Source organism: Streptomyces sp. NPDC012935 (genome assembly GCF_042900345.1).
In the GTDB taxonomy this organism is placed as follows: Bacteria; Actinomycetota; Actinomycetes; order Streptomycetales; family Streptomycetaceae; genus Streptomyces.
Window position 1 is genome coordinate 55,997 of the sequence record NZ_JBIBBC010000014.1, and the last position, 23,476, is coordinate 79,472.

Genomic DNA, 23,476 nt, shown 5'->3' on the forward strand with positions numbered 1-23,476 from the left:
GTCTCAGCCCTCCCCTTCTTCGGCGTCCGCGCCACGGGCCACGAGCTTGGTCCAGGCGGTCACGATGTGCTCCCCGGCCTCGTCGTGGACCTCGCCGCGGATGTCCAGGATCTCGTTGCCGGCCATGGACTTGATGGCCTCGATGGTCGACGTGACGGCCAGCCGGTCGCCGGCGCGCACCGGGCGGGTGTAGGCGAACTTCTGGTCGCCGTGCACGACACGGCTGTAGTCCAGGCCCAGCTGCGGGTCCTCGAGGACCTGTCCGGCGGCCTTGAAGGTGATCGAGAACACGAAGGTCGGCGGGGCGATCACATCGGGGTGGCCGAGCGCCTTGGCGGCCTCCGGGTCCGTGTACGCCGGATTGGCGTCCCCCACCGCCTCCGCGAACTCACGGATCTTCTCGCGGCCCACCTCATAGGGCTCGGTGGGCGGGTAACTCCGCCCCACGAAGGACTGGTCGAGCGCCATGGCTCGGCACCTCCTGCTGTCTGCTGCCGTTGACCTGCTGGTTCACCGGGTTCGGCCGAACCGACCGGTAACCGGGGCGGAAACGACGCGAGGCCGCCCCCACGATCGGGGACGGCCTCGCGTACGAGCCTGATTTATCGCGTCTCGCGATGCGCGGTGTGCGCATTGCAACGCGGGCAGTGCTTCTTCATCTCAAGACGATCCGGGTTGTTACGCCGGTTCTTCTTGGTGATGTAGTTCCGCTCCTTGCACTCCACGCAGGCCAGCGTGATCTTCGGGCGGACGTCGGTGGCAGCCACGTGAGTGCTCCTTGACGAACGGATGGAATGAACTAACGCAAGAAAGAGTAGCCGATCGAAGGACCGACCCCGCAATCGGCTACTGTCAGTAGCGGTGACCGGACTTGAACCGGTGACACAGCGATTATGAGCCGCTTGCTCTACCGACTGAGCTACACCGCTGTGATGCGATCGGGCCCCGCCTTGCGACGGGAACCTCACACACCAGAGCCCCAAAACGGAATCGAACCGTTGACCTTCTCCTTACCATGGAGACGCTCTGCCGACTGAGCTATTGGGGCGAGCGATGAAGACATTACACGCTCGGCAGCCGTTCACCCAAATCCGTTTCGCGGCACCTCCCGGGGGCCGAACGGCGCACCGCGCAGGCGCCTCGCAGGCGTCTCGCAGGCCCCTGCGGTACCGCGCCGGGCAGCTCCGTTCGGCCGACCACACCGGTACGACTATTGCGCTCCTGCGCGCCCGGGCCGTATCGCCACCCTAGGCTCGACTCACTCTGCGTGATCTTGCGGGCCCGGCGCAGCCCCCGGCCCCGTGCCCGCAGCCCCCTGCGCAGCCCGAGCCTCTGGAGCGCGATGCCCGACAGTCACCCCCAGCCGCCGCACTCGTCGTCCTCGTCGAGCTCGTCCGGACCTGCGGACCCGGGTGCTCTGCTGCTGTGCGGGGCGCGGCTGACCGACGGCCGGAGCGTGGACGTACGGCTGGGCGGCGGGCGCATCGAGGCGGTCGGCACGGCCGGGAGCCTGGCGGGGGACGGCACGCACGCGTGCGGCGCGCGTGTGGACCTCGGCGGCTATCTGCTCCTGCCAGCCCCGGCCGAACCGCACGCCCACGGCGACACCGCACTCTCGGCCGACGCGGGCGGGCCCGTCTCGTACGAGCCCCAGGAAGTCCAGCGCCGGGCCACCGAGGCCGCCCTGCTCCAACTCGGGCACGGGGCGACCGCGCTGCGGGCACATGTGCGCGTGGGCGACGTTCAAGGGCTGGGCGCGCTGGAGGCGGTCCTGCAGGCACGGCGTTCCCTGCGCGGGCTCACCGAGTTGACGACGGTGGCGATGCCACGCCTGCTGACCGGAGTGGCCGGCGCCGAGGGACTGGCGATGCTGCGGGACGCGCTGAAGATGGGCGCGTCGGTGGTCGGCGGCTGCCCCGACCTGGACCCGGATCCGACGGGTTACGTGGAGGCGGTCCTCGAGGTCGCCTCGGAGCACGGCTGCCCCGTCGATCTGCACACCGACGCCACCGACCCGGCACGCCTGGCCCGGCTCGCCGCCATGGCCGGAGGGCTGCGCCCCGGTGTGACCCTCGGCCCGTGCGGCGGCCTGGGACGCCTGCCCGCCCAGGCGGCTTCCCGCACCGCGGACCAGCTCGCGGCGGCCGGCGTGACGGTGGTGTGCCTGCCGCAGGGCGGCTGCGGGGGCGCGGAAGGGCGGAGCACAGCGCCCGTACGGCTACTACGCGCTGCCGGCGTACGCGTCGCCGCAGGCAGCGGCGCCCTGAGGGACGTGTCCAACCCGGTGGGACGCGGGGACCCACTCGAAGCCGCCTACCTGCTGTCCTCACGTCACGGGCTGCGCCCCGAGGACGCATACGACGCCGTGAGCTCGTCGGCGCGTGCGGTGCTGGGGCTGCCCGAGGTGCGCGTGGAGGCGGGCTTCCCGGCCGAGTTGCTGGCGGTGCGCGGGGACCGGCTGGCGGGGGCGCTGTCCCTGGCGTACAGCCGCATCGTGGTGCACCGGGGGCGCGTTGTGGCGCGGACGAGCGCGGTGCGGGAGTACTGCAACTCGGCCGTGGCCGCGGAGTTGGGGCTGCCGCGGCAGGGGCGGGGCGAGGTGTCGTGAGGGGTGTGGGTGCGCGCCCGGGGTGCACGGGTGGCTGGTGCACGCCCGGGGGTGCACGGGTGGCTGGTGAGCGGGCGGCTGGTGACCGGCGCCCACGCGTGAGGCGTGCGCCCGGCACGGGGACGTGAGGGATGTGCCTGTGGTGACGTGAGTCGTGGCTGAAGTCGTGCGGCGAATGCGGCTGTCCGGGCGTACGGTCGAAGACATGCGCATTGTCATCGCTGGTGGTCATGGTCAGATCGCGCTGCGGCTGGAGCGACTGCTCTCCGCGCGCGGGAACGAGGTCGCGGGAATCATCCGCAAGGCCGAACAGGGCGACGATCTGCGGGAGGCCGGCGCCGAACCCGTCGTACTGGACCTGGAGTCGGCCTCGGTCGAGGAGGTCGCGGCACAACTGCGAGGCGCGGACGCGGCAGTGTTCGCCGCCGGCGCAGGGCCGGGCAGCAGCACGAGCCGCAAGGACACGGTGGACAAGGGCGCAGCGGTCCTGTTCGCGGACGCGGCGGTCCAGGCGGGCGTACGGCGCTTCGTGATCGTGTCCTCCATGGGCGCGGACCCGGGGCACGAGGGCGACGAGATCTTCGACGTCTACCTGCGGGCCAAGGGCGAGGCCGACGAATACGTCCGCGGTCTGGGCGCCCTGGACTGGACGATCCTGCGCCCCGGCGCGCTGACGAACGACGCCGGAACCGGCCTGGTGCGCCTGGAGGCCCATACCGGCCGCGGCCCGGTCCCGCGCGATGACGTGGCCGCCGTACTCGCGGAGTTGCTCGACACTCCGGCCACAGCCGGCCTGACCCTTGAACTGATTAGCGGCTCGGCCCCGGTGTCGGTGGCGGTGAAGTCGGTGGCAGGGAACTGAAGGTGGGCCCGAAGGGGGCTCCCGTCGTGCACCACGTTCGGCCGGAACGGAGCCCGGCTGCGCGGCCGCGCGGCCGCGCGGCGGTACGCGCCTACTGGGCGCGGCAGTTCACTGCCGGGCCTGTTCTCGTGGGGCTGGTTCGCGTACTGCTGCATCGTGTATCGCTGGTGTCGCGTACCGCTGGTGTCGCGTACCGCTGATTTCCGCACAGCTGGTTCGCCTTAAGTTGGATCGACTCCGGCCGGACGCGGGTGGCGAGACGGTGCTGTGGATGCGCCGGCAGGCGACCGGCATCCGCCGGCGGAGTGACGCTCAGGAACCGGTGAGCCGGGGCGGCCGTGTGAGGTCGGGGCATGGCGCGATGTCGCCGTCGACGGGACCTTGGGCAGGGCCGTCGACAGGACCTTGGGCAAACATCAGCGGAGCCCTCGAGCAGGCGTCGGCGGGGCCTTCAGAACAGTGGAAGCTGCCCGGGGAACTCGGGCACGACGTACCCGTCCAATGCGGGCTGCGCGGCACCGAGTTGCGCCAGTCGCCGTGACCCGGGGCACGACACGAGTCCGCCGTTCTCCCGTGCTCCGGGCGGATCATGCCGCGCGTACCGACCGGCGACGACGGCGATCTCACGACGACACTCGGGACAGCTTCTGCGGGGCGTGGCCATGGGGTCAGTGTGCCCCGGCCGTGACTCAGGAACGCGAAAACCCCTCCGCTCTACGTTTCCGCAGATCGGAGGGGTTTCCCCAGTGTGGCGGCGCCAGGATTCGAACCTGGGAAGGCTGAGCCGGCAGATTTACAGTCTGCTCCCTTTGGCCGCTCGGGCACACCGCCTGGGTCGCTGCCTTTCGAACCGCTTTTCGGCGGAGCTCGCTGGCAACGACGTAAACAATACCCGATGTGGAGGGGTGCTTCGCCACCCGATTGATCGCCTCCCGGGGGACACGGGGTGGCTAGGCTTGTCCGGATGCGGTCCCGGGTTGCCCCGGGCTCGGCGGCCACCCCCACACCCGCCGATACGCACCCCATACGCACCTCGATACAAGGAGCCACAGGACATGGCCGACTCCAGTTTCGACATCGTCTCGAAGGTCGAGCGGCAGGAGGTCGACAACGCCCTCAACCAGGCCGCCAAGGAGATCTCGCAGCGCTACGACTTCAAGGGCGTGGGCGCCTCGATCTCGTGGTCCGGTGAAAAGATCCTGATGGAGGCGAACTCCGAGGACCGGGTGAACGCTGTCCTCGACGTCTTCCAGTCCAAGCTGATCAAGCGCGGGATCTCACTGAAGGCCCTGGACGCGGGCGAGCCCCAGCTCTCGGGCAAGGAGTACAAGATCTTCGCGTCGATCGAGGAGGGCATCTCGCAGGACAACGCGAAGAAGGTAGCGAAGATCATTCGCGACGAGGGTCCGAAGGGCGTGAAGGCCCAGGTGCAGGGCGACGAGCTGCGTGTCAGCTCCAAGAGCCGGGACGACCTGCAGGCCGTGATCTCCCTGCTGAAGGGCAAGGACTTCGACTTCGCGCTGCAGTTCGTGAACTACCGGTGAACAGCTGATCCGATGCCGACATCGGCTCGGCTTCGACATCGGCTACGGCTTCGCTGCCGTACGAGGAAGGGTGGGCACCTCAGGTGCCCACCCTTCTCGCCTGCTGGCCGCGGTCCGGAGTGTGCTCGCCTCGCTCAGTTGCGCGAGTGGCCGAACAGGAGGCGGTAGGCGATCAGGAGCGCCAGGGAGCCACCGATCGCGGAGGCCCAGGTGGCGCCGTCGTAGAAGTCCTTGGTGATCGGGTGGTCCAGCCAGCGAGCCGAGATCCAGCCACCGATGAACGCGCCCGCGACACCGATGAGCGTCGTGCCGATGAAGCCGCCCGGGTCACGACCCGGCAACAGAACCTTGGCGATGGCCCCGGCCAACAGCCCGAGAATGATCCAGCTGATGATCGTCATGCCGTGAACCTGCCCTTCCGCGCTGTGCCCGCACTCTCCGGACACTGTGATTTCGGGCGCGCTTGTTCGTGCTCTGTTGATGAGCAGGACGTCACGGGGGCGCCCCTCGGTTGCAGCGGTCAGTAAGGTTCGGGCCATGACACGGTCCAGCTCCCCTTCGTCCGAGCTGCGGCGCACCCTCGGTGTCAGCGACGCCGTGGTCATCGGACTCGGCTCGATGGTCGGGGCCGGGATCTTCGCCGCCCTCGCGCCGGCGGCACGCGCGGCCGGGTCCGCACTGCTGCTCGGGCTCGCGGTCGCGGCCGTGGTCGCCTACTGCAACGCCACGTCGTCGGCGCGACTGGCCGCCCTGTATCCGGCATCGGGCGGCACGTATGTGTACGGGCGCAAGCGGCTCGGAGAGTTCTGGGGATATCTCGCGGGCTGGTCGTTCGTGGTCGGTAAGACGGCCTCCTGTGCGGCGATGGCGCTCACCGTGGGCGCATACGTCTGGCCGGGGCAGGCGCATGCGGTGGCGGTCGCGGCCGTGGTGGCGCTGACCGCGGTGAACTACGGCGGTGTCCAGAAGTCCGCCTGGCTGACGCGGGTGATCGTGGCAGTGGTCCTGGCTGTCCTCGCTTGTGTGGTGGTCGTGTGCCTGGGGTCCGGGCAGTCCCAGGCCGGTCGTCTGGACGTCGGGGCCTCGGGCGGCGTGGACGGTGTGCTGCAGGCGGCAGGACTGCTCTTCTTCGCGTTCGCCGGGTACGCGCGGATCGCGACCCTGGGTGAGGAGGTGCGGGACCCGGCGCGCACCATCCCCCGGGCGATTCCGCTGGCCCTGGGCATCGCTCTGGCCGTGTACGTCTGTGTGTCGGTGGCTGTCCTTTCCGTGCTGGGGTCGCAGGCTCTCGGGCAGGCCGGAGCGCCGCTGGCCGACGCGGTGCGGGCGGCCGGGGTGCCGGGCCTGGCGCCTGTGGTGAGAGTGGGCGCGGCCGTCGCCGCGCTGGGCTCGCTGCTCGCTCTGTTCCTGGGCGTCTCGCGGACGACGCTGGCCATGGCCCGCGACCGGCATCTGCCCGGCGCCCTGGCCGCCGTGCATCCGCGCTTTCAGGTGCCGCACCGGGCCGAACTGGCCGTGGGCGCGGTGGTCGCTGTCCTGGCCGCGACGGTGGACGTGCGAGGCGCGATCGGGTTCTCCTCCTTCGGTGTGCTGGTCTACTACGCGGTGGCCAATGCCTCGGCCTGGACTCTCGACGCGGCAGCGATTTCGCGAGTCGTGCCGGCGGTGGGGCTCGTCGGGTGCGTAGTCCTGGCGTTCTCCCTTCCGGGGATCTCGGTGGCTGTCGGCGCGGGTGTGCTGGCGGTTGGTGTGGTCGTATACGGGGGACGGCGGTGGGCGGCGCGGCGGTCGCGTGATCTGGGGCGGTAGGCCGACGGACGCGAATGTGTTGCTGTTGGGGGCCTGCCTTGAGGGGCCGGGCGACGGAGCAGGCGGCTAACGAACCGCGCGGCGCGAGCGGTCTCGGCTGAGGCGGGGACGCCGGCCGATCAGCACCCGCAGCAGGCCGCCGGGGGCCTTGGCCCTGTTGCTCAGTGGCCGTAGCCTGCCGCCAGGTGACGATGCCCGCAGCCCTCGGCCCACTCGAGGGACGTCGTCCCTCTCGGTGAGAACGGCCTGCTCAGCGCCCTCGGAGTGCGCGCCGGTCGTCGCTCCGCTCCCTCGGTCGAGCACCTCGACCGGCCCGTCGGTCCATCAGAGGGCCGCCGATCCGCGTCTCCTCATGACGCCCCTGCCTCAGCCGTTCGTATGCGGAAGTCGGTCCAAGGGGCCATCTCCAGCCCTTCGTTCATCTCCTCGTACCAGCCCTTGCCGTCGACCCAGGCGCGCAGCCAGTCCGTGAGGCTTGGGGCGTCCACGTACCACGCCTGATCGGCGTCGTCGGCGTTCGGTTCGAAGAGGAGGACGGTGGCGTGTGGGCTGCGGCAGTCCACGCACGCGTACATCGCGCAGCCCCAGTGGGATATCGGCAGGACGCCCTCGGGCCAGGGCCAGTCGGGGTCCTTGCGGCCGCTCTCGCGGTTGGCGAGGTACTGCGTGACGGCTGCGGGTTCGCCGGCCGGAGCGCTGTCGAGCAGGGGCAACAGCCCGTACTCCGGACCGAATCCGCCGTCTCCTATGTGCAGGTAGAGGTGGGCGAGCAGCGGGGACAGGCGGAAGCCGAGGGCGGCCTCGGCGCGGGCCACGGTGGCCGCGTCCACGGGCTCGGGCAGCGAAGTCCAGCCCCACGGGCGGGTGTTGCGGGCCTTGTCCGCCACCCTCGTCAGCAACTGCTCGTTCTCGGTCATGCGTTCATGATGCAAGCCGCCACTGACAATCGAGCCAGCCTGTGGATAACTACGGGGTTGTGGAAAACCGGCGCTTTCGCGGGGCGCTGTTCGCCCCCTCACTCGGCCCGGTTTGCCCGACCAACTACCCCGCCAACTCCCCCCCTGCCCGCTCGGCTCCGCTACCAGCCCTGAGCGAACGGCTGGTCCGTCGGCACGATTTCGCGGCCCAGCGGGAACAGCGACACCGGGATCAGTTTGAAGTTGGCGATGCCGAACGGGATGCCGATGATCGTGACGCACAGCACGAGGCCCGTGGCGATGTGGCCGAGAGCCAGCCACCAGCCCGCGAGGAGCAGCCACAGGACGTTGCCGACGCACGAGGGGGCTCCGACGTCGCGGCGTTCGATCGTCGTGTATCCGAAGGGCCACAGCGCGTAGACGCCGATGCGGAAGGCCGCGATGCCGAACGGGATACCGATGATGGTGATGCACAGCAGCAGGCCCGCGGCCAGGTAGGCGATGAACAGCCAGAAGCCGCTCAGGACGAGCCAGATGACGTTCAGGATGGTCTTCATCGGGGTCCTGCCATCTTTTGGAGTCGGGCGATTCGCTCCGCCATGGGTGGGTGGGTGGAGAACATCTTGGCGAACCCCTGACCTGGGCGGAAAGGGTTCGCGATCATCATGTGACTGGCCGTCTCGATGCGGGGCTCGGGGGGCAGCGGGAGCTGCTTGGTGCCGAGTTCGAGCTTGTGCAGGGCGCTGGCGAGGGCGAGCGGGTCGCCGGTGAGCTGCGCGCCGGACGCGTCGGCCTCGTACTCCCTGGAGCGGCTGATCGCCAGTTGGATGAGCGTGGCGGCGAGCGGTCCGAGGATCATGATCAGCAGGATGCCGAGGATGCCGGGGCCGTCGTCGTCATCGGAGCGCCCGATCGGGATGAGCCAGGCGAAGTTGACCAGGAACATGATCACCGAGGCGAGAGCGCCGGCGACCGATGAGATCAGGATATCCCGGTTGTAGACGTGGCTGAGCTCATGACCGATGACGCCACGCAGCTCGCGCTCGTCGAGGAGGCGCAGGATTCCTTCGGTGCAGCACACAGCCGCGTTTCGCGGGTTACGGCCCGTCGCGAACGCGTTCGGCGCCTCTGTCGGGGAGATGTAGAGGCGGGGCATGGGCTGGCGGGCCTGGGTGGAGAGCTCGCGGACCATGCGGTACAGGGCCGGGGCCTCGAATTCGCTGACCGGGCGGGCGCGCATCGCACGCAGCGCCAGCTTGTCGCTGTTCCAGTACGCGTACGCGTTGGTGGCCAGCGCAATCAGGACCGCAATGACGAGCCCCATCCGGCCGAAGAAACTGCCGATGACGATGATGAGTGCGGACAGTCCCCCGAGGAGGACTGCCGTCCTGAGCCCGTTGTGCCGGCGGTGCACGGTACGCCCTCCAAGTGGTGCGGCAGGGGAACCCTTTGCTGCTCGATCTCCGATGCCACTGGTGCCGTGGTCTCACGTCCAGTGGACCCTTCTGTACTGGTCAACGCCAGGCGAGGGCCACGGGTTCCCTTGTGCGCGGGGCGGCGGGCGTGGGCCGTCCGGGTGAAGGCGCCCGCGCACGGCTACGCGCGCGTGGGGGCCGAACGATCCACGCGCGCGTACAGGAAGTGGGCCAGAGACTCAGAAGAGCCCGGTGTCGGCGAAGCGAAGGATCAGCTGAGGAGCTCCGGACAGGGCGATGCCGACCACGCCGGTGAGGGCCATCGCGGCCGTGAGCGGCGCAGGGAGGAGGTGCCTCCCTGCCTCGCCCTCGGGCGCACGGAACAGCAGGGCCGTCCACTGGAGGTAGTAGAACAGTGCGATCACCACGTTGACGGCCATGACCACGGCCAGCCAGCCCAAGCCCGCGTCGACGGCAGCGGAGAAGACCGTGACCTTGGCAAAGAGACCGATGATGCCCGGCGGGAGGCCGGCCAGGCAGAGCAGGAAGAAGGCGAGGATCAGAGCGGTGAGGGGGTTGTGCGCGTACAGGCCGCGGTAGTCGCTGATGCGGTTCAGGGACTTCGTACGGCCCACCAGGGCGGCCACTGCGAAGGCGCCGAGGTTCACGGCGGCGTACATGAGCGCGTAGGCCACGGTGGAGCCGATGGAGCGCTCGGCGTCGCCGGAGTACGCGGCGGCCGCGATCGGCACCAGGAGGTAGCCGGCCTGGCCGACGGAGGACCAGGCGAGCAGGCGTACCGCGCTGTACGCGCGCGTGGCCTGCTGGCGCAGGGCTCCGACGTTGCCGACGGTCATGGTGAGGGCGGCCAGCGCCGCGAGAGCCGGGCCCCAGACGTCGGCGTACGACGGGAGGGCGATGACCGTGACGAGGATCAGGCCGGTGAAGCCGACCGCCTTGCCGACGACCGACAGGTAGGCGGCGACCGGCAGCGGCGCCCCTACGTACGTGTCTGGCACCCAGAAGTGGAAGGGCACGGCGGCCGTCTTGAAGGCGAAGCCGACCAGGGTGAGGACAACTCCTGTCTGGGCCAGGGTCTGGAGCTGTCCGTCGACGTTCTGGATCCGGTCGGCGATCTGCGTGAGGTAGAGGGTGCCGGTGGAGGCGTACACGAAGCTGATGCCCATGAGGCTGACCGCGGTCGCCGTGACCGAGGACAGGAAGAACTTCAGGGCCGCTTCGGAGGACTTGCGGTCACCGAAGCGGAGGCCGACCAGCGCGAAGGCGGGAAGAGAGGCGACCTCGAGCGCGACGATGAGGGTCGCCAGGTCCCGGGAGGCGGGCAGCAGGGCGGCGCCGGCGGCTGAGGAGAGCAGCAGGAACCAGTACTCCCCTTCGGGGAGTTCCTTGTCGGCGTCCTTGAGAGCGGTAACCGACAGAAGCGCCGCGAGGAGAGCGCCGCCGAGAACCAGGAACTGGATCACGAGGGTGAATCGGTCGGCCGTATAGCTGCAGACCGCGGCGTCGCCGGTCAGGCAGAAGGTGGAGCGGTCCCCGTCCAGGAGGGGCAGCAGCAGGACCATGGAGGCTGCCAGGCCGACCACGGATGTCCAGCCGAGCACCGCCTTTCTGTTCTCCGCCACGAACAGGTCGGCCACGAGGACCACGAGTCCGACGAGCGCCGCGATGGTCGGCGGCGCGATGGCGAGCCAGTCGACGGACTGGACCACCGACTCGGCCAGGGGCTGGGCCAGGGAGCTCATCGGGTGCCTCCTGCGAGGAGCTGCTGCACGGCCGGGTCGGTCAGGCCGAGGAGGGTCTTCGGCCACAGTCCGGCGACGACGGTGAGGGCGACGAGCGGGGTCCAGGCCGCGAACTCGTAGCCCTGGACGTCGGCGAGCTTCGGGGCTTCCTGCTGCGCGGCGCCCATGCAGACGCGGCGGACCACGACGAGCAGGTATGCGGCGGTGAGCAGGGTGCCGAAGGCGCCGATCGCCATGAAGGTGAGGAAGGCCGGCCGGCTGAGTTGGGCGGCGGGCTCGAATGCGCCGAACAGCGTGAGCATCTCGCCCCAGAACCCGGCGAGGCCCGGCAGCCCGAGCGAGGCGACTGCGGCGAACGCGAGCAGGCCGCCGAGGCGGGGCGTCTTGGCATAGAGGGCCGCGCCGGTCTTGTCGGCGAGGGTGTCGAGGTCGGTGGTCCCCGTACGGTCCTTCAGCGCTCCGACGAGGAAGAATAGGAGGCCGGTGATGAGGCCGTGGGCGATGTTGGCGAAGAGGGCGCCGTTCACGCCGGTCGGGGTCATCGTGGCGATGCCGAGCAGGACGAATCCCATGTGGCCGACGGAGGAGTAGGCGATGAGGCGCTTGAGGTCGCCCTTCGCGCCCCGCTTGGCGAGGGCGAGGCAGGCCAGGGATCCGTAGATGATCCCGACGACGGCGAAGGCGGCGAGGTATGGCGCGAAGTCGGCGAAGCCGTCGGGGGTGATCGGCAGGAGAATGCGGACGAACCCGTACGTGCCCATCTTCAGCAGGACGCCGGCCAGCAGGACCGAGCCGACGGTCGGGGCGGCGGTGTGGGCGTCGGGCAGCCAGCTGTGCAGGGGCCACATCGGCGTCTTGACCGCGAGCCCGATCCCGATCGACAAAACGGCGATGACCTGCACGGATGCCGTCAGCGACCGGCCGTTGTCAGTGGCGAGTGCCACCATGTCGAATGTGCCCGCCTTGATTCCGATCAGGAGCAGGCCGAGCAGCATGACCACGGAGCCGAGCAGCGTGTAGAGGATGAACTTCCAGGCGGCCGCGGCCCGGCCCTCGCCGCCCCAGCGGGCGATGAGGAAGTACATCGGGATCAGGACCATCTCGAAGGCGAGGAAGAAGAGCAGCAGGTCGAGGACGGCGAAGGTGGCGAGGGTGCCGGACTCCAGGACGAGCACAAGTGCGACGAAGGCCTTCGGGGTCGGGCCCGCAGGCATCTTGAAGTACGAGTAGAGCGCGCAGAGGAAGGTCAGCAGCGCGGTCAGGACCAGAAGGGGGAGGGAGATGCCGTCGACGCCGAGGTGGAGGCGCACATCGAGTGCGGGGATCCAGCTGATGTCCGTGCCGGCCTGCATCTTCGACGGCTGGTCGTGGTCGAAGCCGAGCGCGAGCACGATCGCGGCGATGAGGACCGCGCCGGTGACGGTCACGCCGTGCCGGAGCACGGCCTGCTCGGGTGACTTCCCTTTCAGCCCGGGCGGGGCGGGCAGGAGAGCGGCGGCAGCGCCGAGGAGTGGGCCGACGACCATGAACGCCAGAAGGACCTGCATCACGGACTCGTTGATATCGATCACGCCTGCTCACGCTCCCGTGGCGACGAGGACGGCGGCGACCGCCAGGACGACGGTGCCGGCGAGCAGCGCGCTCACATAGGTCTGCACATTGCCGGTCTGGGCGCGCCGTACGGCAGTGCCGAGCCAGCGGGGTAGAGCACCCGCGCCATGCACGTAGGTGTCGACGACCTCGCGGTCGAGGAACCGGACGAGACTCGCGCCGGCCTGTACCGGGCGGACGAACAGCGCCCGGTACACCGCGTCGAGGTGGAAGCCGACTGCGGCATGGCGGTGCAGCGGGCCGAGCAGCAGCCGGCCCGGGTCCGCCGGGTCGGGCGCGTAGGCCACGCCTCCGTACACGGGCGCGTGGCTGGCGATGGCCTCGGCCTCGACCTGGGCGGCGTCGCCCTCGGGGTGGGCCGCGACCGCACCCAGCGGGACGCGTGCCGCCACGGCCGTGAGGTGGCGCCAGGCCGCGTAGGTGACGATGCCGCCGACCAGGGCCACACCCGTGCCCAGGACCGAGGTGGCGAGGGTCGGGGCGAGGTCACGGCCGTCGAACCAGTCGGGGAGCACGCGGTAGGCGAAGGCGCCGAGGGCGAGGGACGGGAGGGCGAGCACCCACAGCACCACGGTCATCGTCAACGGCTGCCTGCCGTGGTCGGGAGCCTCGGCGCCGTGGCCGCGGAAGGCCAGCAGCCACAGTCGCATCGCGTAGGCGGCGGTGAGCAGGGCCGTGAGCAGGCCGGTGACGAGGACGATCCAGCCCGCTGCACCGGGGGCGTGCTCGGTGTGGCCGGTGGCGACGTGCTCGGCGGCACCGAGGACGGACTCCTTGGAGAAGAAACCGCTGAACGGCGGGATCGCGGCGAGCGCGAGGAGCGCCACAGTCATCGTCCAGAAGGCGTCCGGGACGCGGTTGCGCAGGTGGGCCATGCGGGACATGGCGGCCAGGGAGTTGGTGCCCGCTGCGTGGATGATCACGCCGGCCGCGAGGAAGAGCAGCGCCTTGAAGGCCCCGTGGGAGAGGAGGTGGAAGACGGCGGCCCCGCGGTCTGCGACGGCCAGGGCGCCGGTCATGTAGCCGAGCTGACCGATCGTCGAGTAGGCGAGCACGCGCTTGATGTCGTCCTGGGCGAGCGCGGCGATTCCCGAGCCGACCATCGTGACGGCGGCCATCACGGCGAGGACGATCATCGCAGCCTGGGAGGCCTCGAAGACCGGGAGGAGACGGGCAACGAAGTAGACACCTGCGGCGACCATCGTCGCGGCGTGGATCAGCGCGGAGACGGGGGTCGGGCCCGCCATCGCGTCAGGGAGCCAGGTGTGCAGCGGGAACTGCGCCGACTTGCCCGCCACGCCCGCGAGGAGCAGCAGGGCGATCAGTGTCGGGTGGTCGAGGCCACCGCTCGCGACGGTGCCGAGGATCTTCGTGATGCGGAAGGACCCGGCGTCGGTGGCCAGCGCGAACAGGCCGATGAGGAAGGGGACGTCACCGAGCTTGGTCACCAGGAAGGCCTTGATGGAGGCGGCGCGGGCCTCCGGGGTCTCCCAGTAGTGGCCGACCAGGAAGTACGAGCAGATGCCCATGATCTCCCAGCCGACCAGCAGCACCATCAGGTCGCCGGAGTAGACGACCAGCAGCATCGCCGAGGTGAACAGGGCGACGAGAGCGGCGTACGAGGGGTAGCGCGGGTCCTCGCGCAGATAGCCCGTGGAGTAGATCTGCACACAGGTGGCGACGACGCCGACGAGTACGGCGACAAGGGCGGCGAAGCCGTCGATGTACAGGGCTAGTTCGATCGGGACCGAGCCGGTGGGCGTGAGCTCGGTGGCGGCGTTGATCGCCTGGTCTCCGCCCTGGCGCACGGCAATCACCGCAGCGAGGACGAGGGACGTCAGCGTCGGCAGGACGGCGAGCGGGCGGGCGAAGCCGGGCGCGGTGCGGCCCAGGAGCAGGCCGGCCGCGGCGCCGAGGAAGGGAAGGAGGGGGACGAGGACGGCGAGGGTGGTCGTGGTCACGCGGTGGCCTCAGCCTTCTCGGCCTGCGGGGCCGTGGAGGCGTCGCGGTCGGGGCTGTCGGTGTCGTGGCTCTCGGCGGTGTCGCGGAGCTTGTCGATGTCCGCGGTGCCGCGGTTGCGGTGGACGGCGAGGACGATCGCCAGGCCGATACCGATCTCGGCCGCGGCGATGGTGATCGTGAACAGGGTCAGGGCCTGGCCGGAGTGCAGGGTCTCCTCGGCTGCCTTGCTGAGCCAGACGTCGAAGGCGACCAGGTTGAGGTTGACGGCGTTGAGCATCAGCTCGACCGACATCAGGACCAGGATCGCGTTGCGCCGGGCGAGCACGCCGTACAGGCCGGTGCAGAAGAGGAGGGCGGAGAGTACGGCGGGATAGGCGAGGTGCATCAGCGGGCGCCTTCCTGCTCGACCGGATCGGTTCCCTCGACCTGATCGGTTCCCGCGACCGGCTTGGTTCGCCCGACCGGGTGATTACGGGAATCCGGGGCGGATGGGGAACCACCGGTCACGGCACGGGAGTTCACAGAGGGAGAGCCCGACTGGGGTTTCGCCTTGCGGGACAGGACGATCGCGCCGACCAGAGCGGCTAGGAGGAGGACGGAAAGGGCCTCGAAGGGGAGGACCCAGTTCTGGAAGAGGCTCTCGCCTGTTGCCTTGGTGGAGCCGGCGGCTGGGCCGTCGAGGTCGATCCAGGTAGTGCGGAAGGCGTCCACGACCACCCAGATCAGCGTGGCTGCGGAGGCGACGGCGACGGTGAGGGCGGCCCAGCGGTTGCCGGAGTCGGCGTCCGGGGAGCGGCCGATGGGCGCCCTGGTGAGCATCAGACCGAACAGGAGGAGGACGACGACGGAACCGACGTAGATGAGGACCTGCACCCAGGCGATGAACTCGGCGGTGAGCAGGAGGTACTCGACGGCGAGGCCGCCCAGCGTGACCACCAGCCACAGGGCGGCGTGCACCAGCTGCCGGGTGGTGACGGTGACCAGCGCGGCGCCGAAGGTGACCAGGCCGACCAGGAGGAAAACGACCTCGACGCCGGTCGGGGAGAGGAAGCCGTGCGTGTCGGCGGCCAAGGGCAGCGCGGCGGAGGTGAGGTTCACGACTCGCCCTCCTGCGACTCGGTCGGCTCGGCCTCCGCAGCCTGCGCGGCCGCCAGCTTCTCGGCGGTCTTGCGGGCGGCGGCGATCTCCTTGGGCTCCTCCGCGCCGGGGTCAAGGGCCGGCGGGGCCGGGACGGTCCACATCCACTCGCGGAGCTTGTCGCGCTCGTGGGTGAGTTCGCGGATGTCGGTCTCGGCGTACTCGAACTCCGGGGACCAGAACAGGGCGTCGAAAGGACAGACCTCGATGCAGATACCGCAGTACATGCACAGGGAGAAGTCGATGGCGAAGCGGTCGAGGACGTTGCGGCTGCGTTCACGGCCGCCGGGTGTCGCGGCCGGGACCGTCTCCTTGTGGGAGTCGATGTAGATGCACCAGTCCGGGCACTCGCGGGCGCAGAGCATGCAGACCGTGCAGTTCTCCTCGAACAGGCCGATCACACCGCGGGTGCGGGGCGGGAGGTCGGGCTGGGTGTCCGGGTACTGCGCGGTGACGGACTTCCTCGTCATCGTGCGGAGGGTGACGGCCAGGCCCTTGGCCAGGCCACTGCCGGGAATGGGGGCCATGGTTACTGGATCACCACCTTGACGATGCCGGTGAGGGCGATCTGGGCGAGGGAGAGGGGGACGAGGAGGGTCCAGGAGAGCTTCTGGAGCTGGTCCTCGCGCAGACGGGGGTAGGTGACGCGGAGCCAGATCACGATGAAGGCGAGGACGGCCGTCTTCAGCAGGGTCCAGACCCAGCCGAGGCCGTCGGCGCCCCAGGGGCCGTGCCAACCGCCCAGGAAGAGGACGGTGGTCAGGCCGCACAGGACGACGATTCCGGCGTACTCGGCGAGGAGGAAGAGAGCGAAACGGAGACCTGTGTACTCGGTGTAGGCGCCGAAGATGATCTCCGAGTCGGCGACGGGCATGTCGAAGGGTGGTCGCTGCAGCTCGGCCAGGCCGGCGACGAAGAAGACGATCGCGCCGACGATCTGCCAGGGCAGCCACCACCACTCGAATGCGTCGAGGATGCCGGGGAGGGAGACGGTTCCGGCAGCCATCGCCACGGAGGCCGCGGTGAGCAGCATCGGGAGTTCGTAGGCGAGGAGCTGAGCGGCGGTGCGGAGGCCGCCGAGGAGGGAGAACTTGTTGGCGGAGGCCCAGCCGGCCATGAGCGAGCCGAGGACGCCTACGCCCATGACCGCCAGGACGAAGAAGATGCCCGCGTCGATGACCTCGCCGACTGCGCCCTCGCTCGGGCCGATGGGGATGGCGAGTAGGACGAGCAGGTACGGGAGGAGGGCCACTGCGGGGGCGAGCTGGAAGATACGGCGGTCCGCGCCGGCCGGGACGACGTCCTCCTTCTGCGCGAACTTCACGCCGTCGGCGACGAGTTGGGCCCAGCCGTGGAAGCCGCCGGCGTACATCGGGCCGAGACGGCCCTGCATGTGGGCCATCACCTTGTGCTCGGTCTGGCCGATGAGCAAGGGGAACGTCAGGAACACGACGAAGACGATCAGGAGTCGCAGGGTGACGTCGAGCGCGTCGTTCACTGCGGGCCTCCTGAGGGGTCTGAGGGGTCTGTGCGGTCCGGGTGGTCCTGGTGGTTCGGACGGTTCGGGTTTTCGTCAGTGGAGTCTGCGGTGTCTTGGGGCGTGGCTGTGGGGTCGGACGGGCCCGACTTGGCCGGGGTCTCCGACGGTGACTCGGCCTCGGTCCGGGCCTCGGCTTCGGTCTGCGGCCCGAGCTCGGGCTCGGTCCCCGGCTCCAACTCCGCCTCCGGCCCCGACTCCGGCGCCGGCTCCGGCTCCGGCTCGGATCGTTGCTTGCGTGCTGGTTCGTCGAAAGCCGGGCGGGCGTGGTGCCAAGGGGCGTCCGAGCTGCGGGGGGCCGAGGAGGGCTTGGGAGTTGCCGACGGGGTGGAGGGGGTGGTGACTTCGTCGGCTGTGTCCGCCGAGCCCCCCTCCGTCGCAGCCGCCTTGGACGTAGCAGTGCCGGAGTCAGCCGCGTCCGACGCCGCCTCGCGGGGTGCCTCCGCATCGGAAGCCGCCCTCTGGCTTGCCGAGCCGGCCGAGGCGCTGCGCGATCGCCGGGGGCTGGTCGGGGCGGCGTCCGTTCCGGGGCGTTGCGATGCAGAGCCTTCGCTCGCGCTGCGCGCACGCCGAGTCGGCTGGGCACCGGTCGCGGTCGGCGCCGGGGCGTCCGTTGCTGCGTCGGCCGTCGCGTCCGCTGCGTCGGTCGTGGTGTCCGCTGCGTCGGCCGTGGCGTCCGCGCCGTCCGTCGGCCCGGCCGCTTCCTCGGTCGCCGCTGCCGTTGACGCCTCGGCCCGTTGGCTCGCCGAGCCCTCTCCTGCGCTTCGCGGGCCGCGTGGCGGGGTCGCAGTGCCGGACGTGGTTGCCCACGTCCCGGTGCCGGCCGGGGGAGCACCCGCCTCCGTAAAGTTCTCGGGGCCTGTAGCGACCGGCTCACTGGCCGCCTCAGCTGCCGAAGCCGTCTCCTGCTGACTGACCGACCCTTCGGCTGCTGTACGCGCACGCCGGGGCGTACCCGTCGCGGGCTCTGCACCAGGCGAGGCCTCCGCCTGGCTGGCCGAACCCTCCGCGGCCGTACGCGACCGCCGCGCCGCACCTGCCGCAGGAGCGTCCGTCGGAGCCCCACCCGCAGCCGGCGTCTCCGCCTGGCTGGCCGAACCCTCCGCCGCCGTACGGGCACGCCGCCCCGCACCCGCCGCAGAAGCCCCACCCGCAGCCGGCGTCTCCGCCTGGCTGGCCGAACCCTCCGCGGCCGTACGGGCACGCCGCGCCGCACCCGCCGCACCCGCCGCAGAGGCGTCCGTCGGAGCCTCACCCGCACTCGGCGTCTCCGGCTGGCTCGCCGAGCCTTCCGCTGACGTGCGTGCGCGTCGGACCGGTCGCTCCCCCGCTGCGCGGGCAGGCCGTTCCCCTGCCGTGCGTGCTGCTCCGCGGGCAGGGCGGGTGGGGGCAGCGGGGAGTTGGCCCTTCAGGGGGCCCCATTCGTTCGGGTCGGGGACGCCGGGGGGCAGCATTTGGCGGCGTTTCGGGCCGCCGTGTTCGGACTCACCGGGTTCCTTGGCGCCGGGCCAGGCCTTGGCGACGCGGGCTGCCAGGACGAAGTCCTTGCGGAGGGGGTGGCCCTCGAAGTTGTCCGGGAGGAGCAGGTGGTCGAGTGAGGGGTGGTCGGAGAACGTCACGCCGAACATTTCGTGCGTCTCGCGTTCGTGCCAGGCCGCTCCCGCGTAGACGCCGATCGCGGAGGGCAGGGTCGGTGCCTCGTGCGGGACCGTCGTGCGGACCAGCAGGCGCCGTACTGGCGACAGGACGGCGACGTGGGCCGCGACGAGGAAGCCCGTGCCCGGTTCGTCGACGGCACTCAGCCAGTCGAAGTAGGTGCAGCCCAGCTCGTCGCGGGCCGCTGTAAGTGCCGGGATCCAGGACGCCGGGGGGACGTCGACCGTCAGGACCTCGTAAGACTCCTCGGCCGTGGCCTCCGAGCCGAAGAGATCCTCGACGGGGGCGGGCAGCCAGCCGGTCGTCGTCATCGGTCGGCCTCCCCCGCGCCGTCGGTGCCCGTTCCGCCGGCACCGGGCGCCTCCGGCCCGCGCACCAGCCCACTCTGCAACGCTGCCGTGGACGGCCGAGCCGCTCCGGTGCCGTACCGCTCCCCCAGCGACTCCCGCGCGATCTTCTCCTGGAGCTTCAGGATGCCCTGGAGCAGTGCCTCGGGGCGTGGCGGGCAGCCGGGGACGTACACGTCCACGGGGATGATCTGGTCGACGCCCTTCGTGACGGAGTAGGAGTCCCAGTACGGGCCGCCGCAGTTCGAGCAGGCGCCGAAGGAGATGACGTACTTCGGCTCGGGCATCTGTTCGTACAGGCGCTTCACGGCCGGGGCCATCTTGTCCGTGACCGTGCCCGAGACGACCATGAGGTCGGCCTGCCGGGGGCCGGGCGCGAAGGGGATCACGCCGAGGCGGATGAAGTCGTGGCGGGCCATCGACGCGGCGATGAACTCGATCGCGCAGCAGGCGAGGCCGAAGTTGAAGACCCAGAGCGAGTAGCGGCGGCCCCAGTTCAGGATCACCTTCATCGGTTCCGGGGCGAGGCGGGCCAACGCGCCCAGGCGCTTCGGCTCCGGGAGCAGTACGGGCTCCGGCGAATCCACTTCCGCGCGCTCCGCCGAATTCACTTCTGGCGTCACGTCCATGCCAGGACGCCCTTCTTGTATGCGTAGAGCAGGCCGACGGCCAGGAAGCCGAGGAAGATGAACATCTCCACGAGGGTGGCCGCGCCGTAGCCCGGGTCGGCGAACACCGTCGCCCAGGGGAACAGGAAGATCGAGTCGATGGCGAAGATCACGTAGAGAAAGGCGTAGACGTAGTAGCGGACCTGGGTGTGGGCCCAGCCCTCGCCGACGGGGTCGACGCCGCACTCGTACGTCAGCAGCTTCTCGGGCGTGGGGACCACGGGGCGCAGCAGTCGGCCCGCCCCGAAGGCGACGGCGACGAACAGCACGCCGATGACGGCCAGCAGTCCGACGACCGAGTAGGACTGGAAGTAGTCCGCCGAGACGACGACGTAATGCACATCCGCCGCGACGACGACGGTCTGTTCCGACACGTCCGCCCCTCGCTCCCTGACCTCGTTGCCTACCAGTGTCCTGCGACCTGTGACCTCGTGAACACCGCTGTTCGACGATCTGTACGCACGGGAGTCTAGGCCCTGCTAAAGACAGCGTAAGCAGCCCGTCACACGTTGAGATCTCGTCGAGACTCGCCTCGGGACGCGGCACGTCTGCCGTCGGGGTACGGCGGCCGATCCCGGGCCGACGATCCGAGGATGGGCACGGGGGCGGACACGGGGGTGGGGATTTCCCCCGCAAGACCGCGCCGGTCCGCCTCATGGCGCGGCGGGGCACCGCGCGGCACGCTAGCCCATATGACCGAAAGCCCCAGCCCTTCGTGGGACGCCTCCCGGCGTTCCGAGGGTGACCAGCAGCCGCTGCCGCCCGCCCGTTTCGCCTACGACCGGCACACCTGGAAGGAGATCGCGCACCTCCTGGCGAACCTTCCGCTGTCACTGCTCGGCTTCGTCTACGTCGTGACAGTGCTGTTCACCGGTGCCTTGCTGACGCTGACGGTGATCGGGTTCCCGCTGCTCGCCGCAGGCCTCCTGGGCGCGCGGCAGCTGGGCAAGCTGGAGCGCTCACGCGCGCGTGCGTTGCTCGGGGTGCGGGTGGACGAGCCGAGTCCGCTGCCGTTGCGCGGCGGCAAGGACGGCTTCTTCCCGCAGCTGTGGCTGGCGCTGAAGGACCCCGTCGGCTGGCGCACGATCCTGTACGACTTCATCCGCTTGCCCTGGGGCATCCTCACCTTCGTCATCACGCTGACCTCGTTGTTCGTGCTGTGGCCGGTGCTGCCGTTCATCGCGCGTGGCCTGGCGAACGCGGACCGGGCGATGGTGCGCGGCCTGCTGTCTCCCTCCGACGAGCTGGAACGCCGTATCGCGGAACTGGAGTCGGACCGCGGCGTCGTGGTGGACACGGCCGCGGCCGATCTGCGGCGCATCGAGCGCGACCTGCACGACGGCGCCCAGGCCCGTCTGGTCAACCTGGCCATGGGGCTGGGCCTGGCCAAGGAGAAGCTGCTGGAGGACCCCGACGTGGCGGCGTCGATGGTCGCGGAGGCGCACGGCGAGGTGAAGCTGGCCCTTCAGGAGCTACGGGACCTCGCCCGCGGCATCCACCCGGCCGTCCTCACCGACCGCGGCCTCGATGCCGCCCTGTCGGCTGTCGCGTCGCGCTGCACGGTGCCGGTGAAGGTGACCGTCGACCTGCTGTCCAGACCGGCCGCGGCCATCGAGGGCATCGCCTACTTCACCGTCTCCGAACTGCTGCAGAACATCAGCAAGCACAGCGGCGCGAAGACGGCGTCGGTCGATGTGTGGCGTTCGGACGACCGCCTGCTCATCCAGGTCGGGGACGACGGCCGCGGGGGCGCGCGCCTCGACGGAGGCACGGGCATGCGCGGTCTCGCCGACCGGCTGGACGCCGTGGACGGCCTGTTCGTCATCGAGTCACCGCAGGGCGGCCCTACGACCGTGACGGCGGAGCTGCCCTGGCGCGACCGCGTACCGGGGCAGGAGTAGCGCGGGGTAGGGAAAACCCCCCGTTCAAGACGCCGACGGCCTCCATGGTCCGTGGACCTGCGGCGCAGCAGGGTTGGAGATACGACGGCACAGCCCCGGGCGGGGCTGACGGGACGAGAAGAACGGACGACGCCGATGGCCACGGAGTACGGACAGGGCTACGGGCACGGGCTCGATTACCCCGAGCACGGCCTTCCCGAGCACGGCGGCGAGCGACGGCACCGGCTGCCGGCCGGGCTTCGGGCGCCGTTCGAGGCACGCAGCTGGCGCGAGTTCGGGTATGTGCTGCTGAGCCTGCCGATCAGCATCATGCTGTTCGTCTACGCCATCACGATGGTGTCGCTGGGCGCGGGCCTGCTGGTCACGTTCCTCGGCATCCCGGTGCTGGCGGCGGGGCTCGCCGGCTGCCGTGCCTTCGGCGCGCTGGAGCGGGCACGCGCGCGTGCGTTGCTGCACCTGGACGTGGCCGACCCGGAACCGCTGCGGATGCGCCGGCGCGGGTTCATGGCGTGGGTGGGCGCCGTACTGAAGAGCGGCACGTCGTGGCGGAGCGTGCTGTACGCGGTGCTGCACTTCCCGTGGGCGGTGTTCTCCTTCGTCGTCGCCGTGAATGTCTGGGCGTACGGCTGGGCGCTGCTGACGTATCCGCTGTGGTTCTGGGTGTTCCCGATGTGGGCCGGCCAGGACGGCCTTCAGGTGTACGGCGACGAGACGCACCAGTTCTACCTCGACAACCCCTTCGAGATCACGGTCACCGCGCTGGTGGGCCTGCTGTTCACGCTGGCCACGCCGTGGATCGTGCGGGCGCTGACGCAGGTGGACCGGCTGCTGGTGCATGGCCTGCTCGGGCCGTCGCGGCTGGCCACGCGCGTGGTGGAGCTGGAGTCGGACCGCGGCGTCGTGGTCGATACGGCCGCTGCCGACCTGCGGCGCATCGAGCGCGACCTGCACGACGGTGCCCAGGCCCGCCTGGTGGCTCTGGCCATGGATCTGGGTCTGGCGAAGGAGAAGCTGACGGAGGACCCGCAGGCTGCGGCGCGGATGGTCGACGAGGCGCACGGTGAGGTGAAGACGGCACTTCAGGAGCTGCGGGATCTGGCCCGCGGGATCCATCCGGCGGTCCTGACCGACCGAGGGCTGGACGCCGCCCTGTCGGCGGTGGCCTCGCGGTGCACGGTGCCGGTGGAGGTCCAGGTGGATGTGGACGAGCGACCGGTGCCGGCGATCGAGGGGATCGCCTACTTCACCGTGTCGGAGCTGCTGCAGAACATCAGCAAGCATGCTCGGGCCACATGGGCGGCGGTGGATGTGTGGCGGGTGGAGAACCGGCTGATGCTGCAGGTCGTGGACAACGGGATCGGTGGCGCCGACATATCCGGAGGGTCGGGGCTGGCCGGGCTGGCAGAGCGGCTGGACGCGGTGGACGGGATCCTGGTGGTGGACTCGCCGGTCGGTGGGCCTACGCGGGTTACGGCGGAGCTTCCCTGGCGGACCGTGTAGCCGCACCTTGTAGACCCACTGTGTAGTTCGACCATTGTCAACTGTGTAGTTCGACCATTGTCATTGGCCTGGAGCGGACCTCGTCCGCCTCCAGGCCATCGTCACGCCCCCCACGCCCTTCTTCGGCCCTCGGCCGTCCTCGAGTCTCTTGAAGGCGAGTGCTCCCGGGCACGCGCCCCCCAAGACGCCTCCTTTGTCCACAAGCGATCCCAACCGGCTCGGGCAGGTTATCCACAGGC

The 23,476-nt window shown here is 70.3% G+C and carries 23 protein-coding genes and 3 tRNA genes; 6 read left to right on the forward strand and 20 right to left on the reverse strand.

The window, feature by feature from the left end; genetic code table 11:
- Nucleotides 1-3: 3 nt before the first annotated feature.
- The 4 genes from ACFY5C_RS29080 to ACFY5C_RS29095 form a co-directional block, all read right to left on the reverse strand.
- Nucleotides 4-468 carry a MaoC family dehydratase N-terminal domain-containing protein gene (locus ACFY5C_RS29080; protein WP_389449301.1) on the reverse strand — a complete coding sequence of 155 codons (465 nt, stop codon included), beginning with the start codon at nt 466-468 and terminating at the stop codon, nt 4-6.
- 134 nt (nt 469-602) lie between these two features.
- On the reverse strand, nt 603-767 hold the full coding sequence (gene rpmG, locus ACFY5C_RS29085; RefSeq protein ID WP_003948671.1) for a 50S ribosomal protein L33: 165 nt from the start codon (nt 765-767) through the stop codon (nt 603-605).
- Nucleotides 768-856: 89 nt separating this feature from the next.
- Nucleotides 857-929 (reverse strand) — tRNA-Met (locus ACFY5C_RS29090).
- A 46-nt stretch (nt 930-975) separates the two neighbouring features.
- Nucleotides 976-1,048, reverse strand: a tRNA-Thr gene (locus tag ACFY5C_RS29095).
- A 294-nt stretch (nt 1,049-1,342) separates the two neighbouring features.
- Between ACFY5C_RS29095 and ACFY5C_RS29100 the strand changes: the two genes are divergently transcribed.
- Nucleotides 1,343-2,608: an amidohydrolase family protein gene (locus tag ACFY5C_RS29100; RefSeq protein WP_389449304.1), complete on the forward strand. Its 1,266-nt coding sequence runs from the start codon at nt 1,343-1,345 to the stop codon at nt 2,606-2,608.
- Nucleotides 2,609-2,813: 205 nt separating this feature from the next.
- Nucleotides 2,814-3,470, forward strand: coding sequence for an SDR family oxidoreductase (locus ACFY5C_RS29105; protein ID WP_389449307.1), 657 nt, complete (start codon nt 2,814-2,816; stop codon nt 3,468-3,470).
- A gap of 451 nt (nt 3,471-3,921) precedes the next feature.
- Here the strand turns inward: ACFY5C_RS29105 and ACFY5C_RS29110 are convergent, their stop codons facing one another.
- Both ACFY5C_RS29110 and ACFY5C_RS29115 read right to left on the reverse strand, forming a co-directional pair.
- Entirely contained in the window at nt 3,922-4,134 is a 213-nt protein-coding gene (locus ACFY5C_RS29110; protein WP_389449310.1) for a hypothetical protein, read from the reverse strand.
- An 85-nt stretch (nt 4,135-4,219) separates the two neighbouring features.
- Nucleotides 4,220-4,301 (reverse strand) — tRNA-Tyr (locus ACFY5C_RS29115).
- Between the two features lie 224 nt (nt 4,302-4,525).
- Between ACFY5C_RS29115 and ACFY5C_RS29120 the strand changes: the two genes are divergently transcribed.
- Nucleotides 4,526-5,014: a YajQ family cyclic di-GMP-binding protein gene (locus ACFY5C_RS29120; RefSeq protein WP_389449313.1), complete on the forward strand. Its 489-nt coding sequence runs from the start codon at nt 4,526-4,528 to the stop codon at nt 5,012-5,014.
- A gap of 134 nt (nt 5,015-5,148) precedes the next feature.
- Here ACFY5C_RS29120 and ACFY5C_RS29125 read toward each other — a convergent pair whose 3' ends face one another.
- Entirely contained in the window at nt 5,149-5,415 is a 267-nt protein-coding gene (locus ACFY5C_RS29125; protein WP_389449315.1) for a GlsB/YeaQ/YmgE family stress response membrane protein, read from the reverse strand.
- A gap of 136 nt (nt 5,416-5,551) precedes the next feature.
- Here ACFY5C_RS29125 and ACFY5C_RS29130 point away from each other — a divergent pair, with 136 nt between their 5' ends.
- Nucleotides 5,552-6,823 carry an APC family permease gene (locus ACFY5C_RS29130; RefSeq protein WP_389449318.1) on the forward strand — a complete coding sequence of 424 codons (1,272 nt, stop codon included), beginning with the start codon at nt 5,552-5,554 and terminating at the stop codon, nt 6,821-6,823.
- A 350-nt stretch (nt 6,824-7,173) separates the two neighbouring features.
- On the opposite strand, the gene ACFY5C_RS29135 is transcribed toward ACFY5C_RS29130, so the two are convergent.
- From ACFY5C_RS29135 to ACFY5C_RS29195, 13 genes are all read right to left on the reverse strand, one after another.
- Nucleotides 7,174-7,740, reverse strand: coding sequence for an SMI1/KNR4 family protein (locus ACFY5C_RS29135; RefSeq protein ID WP_389449321.1), 567 nt, complete (start codon nt 7,738-7,740; stop codon nt 7,174-7,176).
- A gap of 161 nt (nt 7,741-7,901) precedes the next feature.
- Entirely contained in the window at nt 7,902-8,297 is a 396-nt protein-coding gene (locus ACFY5C_RS29140; protein WP_389449324.1) for a YccF domain-containing protein, read from the reverse strand.
- Nucleotides 8,294-9,154, reverse strand: a complete 861-nt coding sequence (gene htpX, locus ACFY5C_RS29145) for a zinc metalloprotease HtpX (RefSeq protein ID WP_389449327.1) — start codon at nt 9,152-9,154, stop codon at nt 8,294-8,296. Before htpX ends, ACFY5C_RS29140 begins: the two co-directional genes overlap by 4 nt.
- A gap of 240 nt (nt 9,155-9,394) precedes the next feature.
- Nucleotides 9,395-10,918: an NADH-quinone oxidoreductase subunit N gene (locus tag ACFY5C_RS29150; RefSeq protein WP_389449330.1), complete on the reverse strand. Its 1,524-nt coding sequence runs from the start codon at nt 10,916-10,918 to the stop codon at nt 9,395-9,397.
- Entirely contained in the window at nt 10,915-12,489 is a 1,575-nt protein-coding gene (locus tag ACFY5C_RS29155; RefSeq protein ID WP_389449333.1) for a NuoM family protein, read from the reverse strand. Before ACFY5C_RS29155 ends, ACFY5C_RS29150 begins: the two co-directional genes overlap by 4 nt.
- A gap of 6 nt (nt 12,490-12,495) precedes the next feature.
- Nucleotides 12,496-14,490, reverse strand: coding sequence for an NADH-quinone oxidoreductase subunit L (locus ACFY5C_RS29160; RefSeq protein ID WP_389449335.1), 1,995 nt, complete (start codon nt 14,488-14,490; stop codon nt 12,496-12,498).
- The gene (nuoK, locus tag ACFY5C_RS29165; protein ID WP_389449338.1) at nt 14,487-14,876 is read right to left on the reverse strand and encodes an NADH-quinone oxidoreductase subunit NuoK; all 390 of its coding nucleotides are present in this window, start codon (nt 14,874-14,876) and stop codon (nt 14,487-14,489) included. Before nuoK ends, ACFY5C_RS29160 begins: the two co-directional genes overlap by 4 nt.
- Entirely contained in the window at nt 14,876-15,589 is a 714-nt protein-coding gene (locus tag ACFY5C_RS29170) for an NADH-quinone oxidoreductase subunit J (RefSeq protein WP_389449341.1), read from the reverse strand. Before ACFY5C_RS29170 ends, nuoK begins: the two co-directional genes overlap by 1 nt.
- Nucleotides 15,586-16,155 (reverse strand): NuoI/complex I 23 kDa subunit family protein, encoded by a 570-nt coding sequence (locus ACFY5C_RS29175; RefSeq protein ID WP_389449343.1) that lies wholly within the window; start codon nt 16,153-16,155, stop codon nt 15,586-15,588. Before ACFY5C_RS29175 ends, ACFY5C_RS29170 begins: the two co-directional genes overlap by 4 nt.
- Before the next feature lie 2 nt (nt 16,156-16,157).
- Nucleotides 16,158-17,126: an NADH-quinone oxidoreductase subunit H gene (locus ACFY5C_RS29180; RefSeq protein WP_369272809.1), complete on the reverse strand. Its 969-nt coding sequence runs from the start codon at nt 17,124-17,126 to the stop codon at nt 16,158-16,160.
- Nucleotides 17,123-19,132 carry an NADH-quinone oxidoreductase subunit C gene (locus ACFY5C_RS29185; protein ID WP_389449346.1) on the reverse strand — a complete coding sequence of 670 codons (2,010 nt, stop codon included), beginning with the start codon at nt 19,130-19,132 and terminating at the stop codon, nt 17,123-17,125. Before ACFY5C_RS29185 ends, ACFY5C_RS29180 begins: the two co-directional genes overlap by 4 nt.
- Complete coding sequence (locus ACFY5C_RS29190; protein ID WP_389449349.1) at nt 19,129-19,797, reverse strand: NADH-quinone oxidoreductase subunit B; 669 nt, start codon at nt 19,795-19,797, stop codon at nt 19,129-19,131. The genes ACFY5C_RS29185 and ACFY5C_RS29190 overlap by 4 nt, the downstream gene beginning before the upstream one ends.
- Nucleotides 19,788-20,210 carry an NADH-quinone oxidoreductase subunit A gene (locus tag ACFY5C_RS29195; RefSeq protein WP_389449352.1) on the reverse strand — a complete coding sequence of 141 codons (423 nt, stop codon included), beginning with the start codon at nt 20,208-20,210 and terminating at the stop codon, nt 19,788-19,790. The genes ACFY5C_RS29190 and ACFY5C_RS29195 overlap by 10 nt, the downstream gene beginning before the upstream one ends.
- A 318-nt stretch (nt 20,211-20,528) precedes the next feature.
- On the opposite strand from ACFY5C_RS29195, the gene ACFY5C_RS29200 reads away from it, so the two are divergent.
- Both ACFY5C_RS29200 and ACFY5C_RS29205 read left to right on the forward strand, forming a co-directional pair.
- On the forward strand, nt 20,529-21,737 hold the full coding sequence (locus ACFY5C_RS29200; protein ID WP_389449355.1) for a sensor histidine kinase: 1,209 nt from the start codon (nt 20,529-20,531) through the stop codon (nt 21,735-21,737).
- A 135-nt stretch (nt 21,738-21,872) separates the two neighbouring features.
- The gene (locus ACFY5C_RS29205; protein WP_389449358.1) at nt 21,873-23,237 is read left to right on the forward strand and encodes a sensor histidine kinase; all 1,365 of its coding nucleotides are present in this window, start codon (nt 21,873-21,875) and stop codon (nt 23,235-23,237) included.
- Nucleotides 23,238-23,476 lie beyond the last annotated feature (239 nt).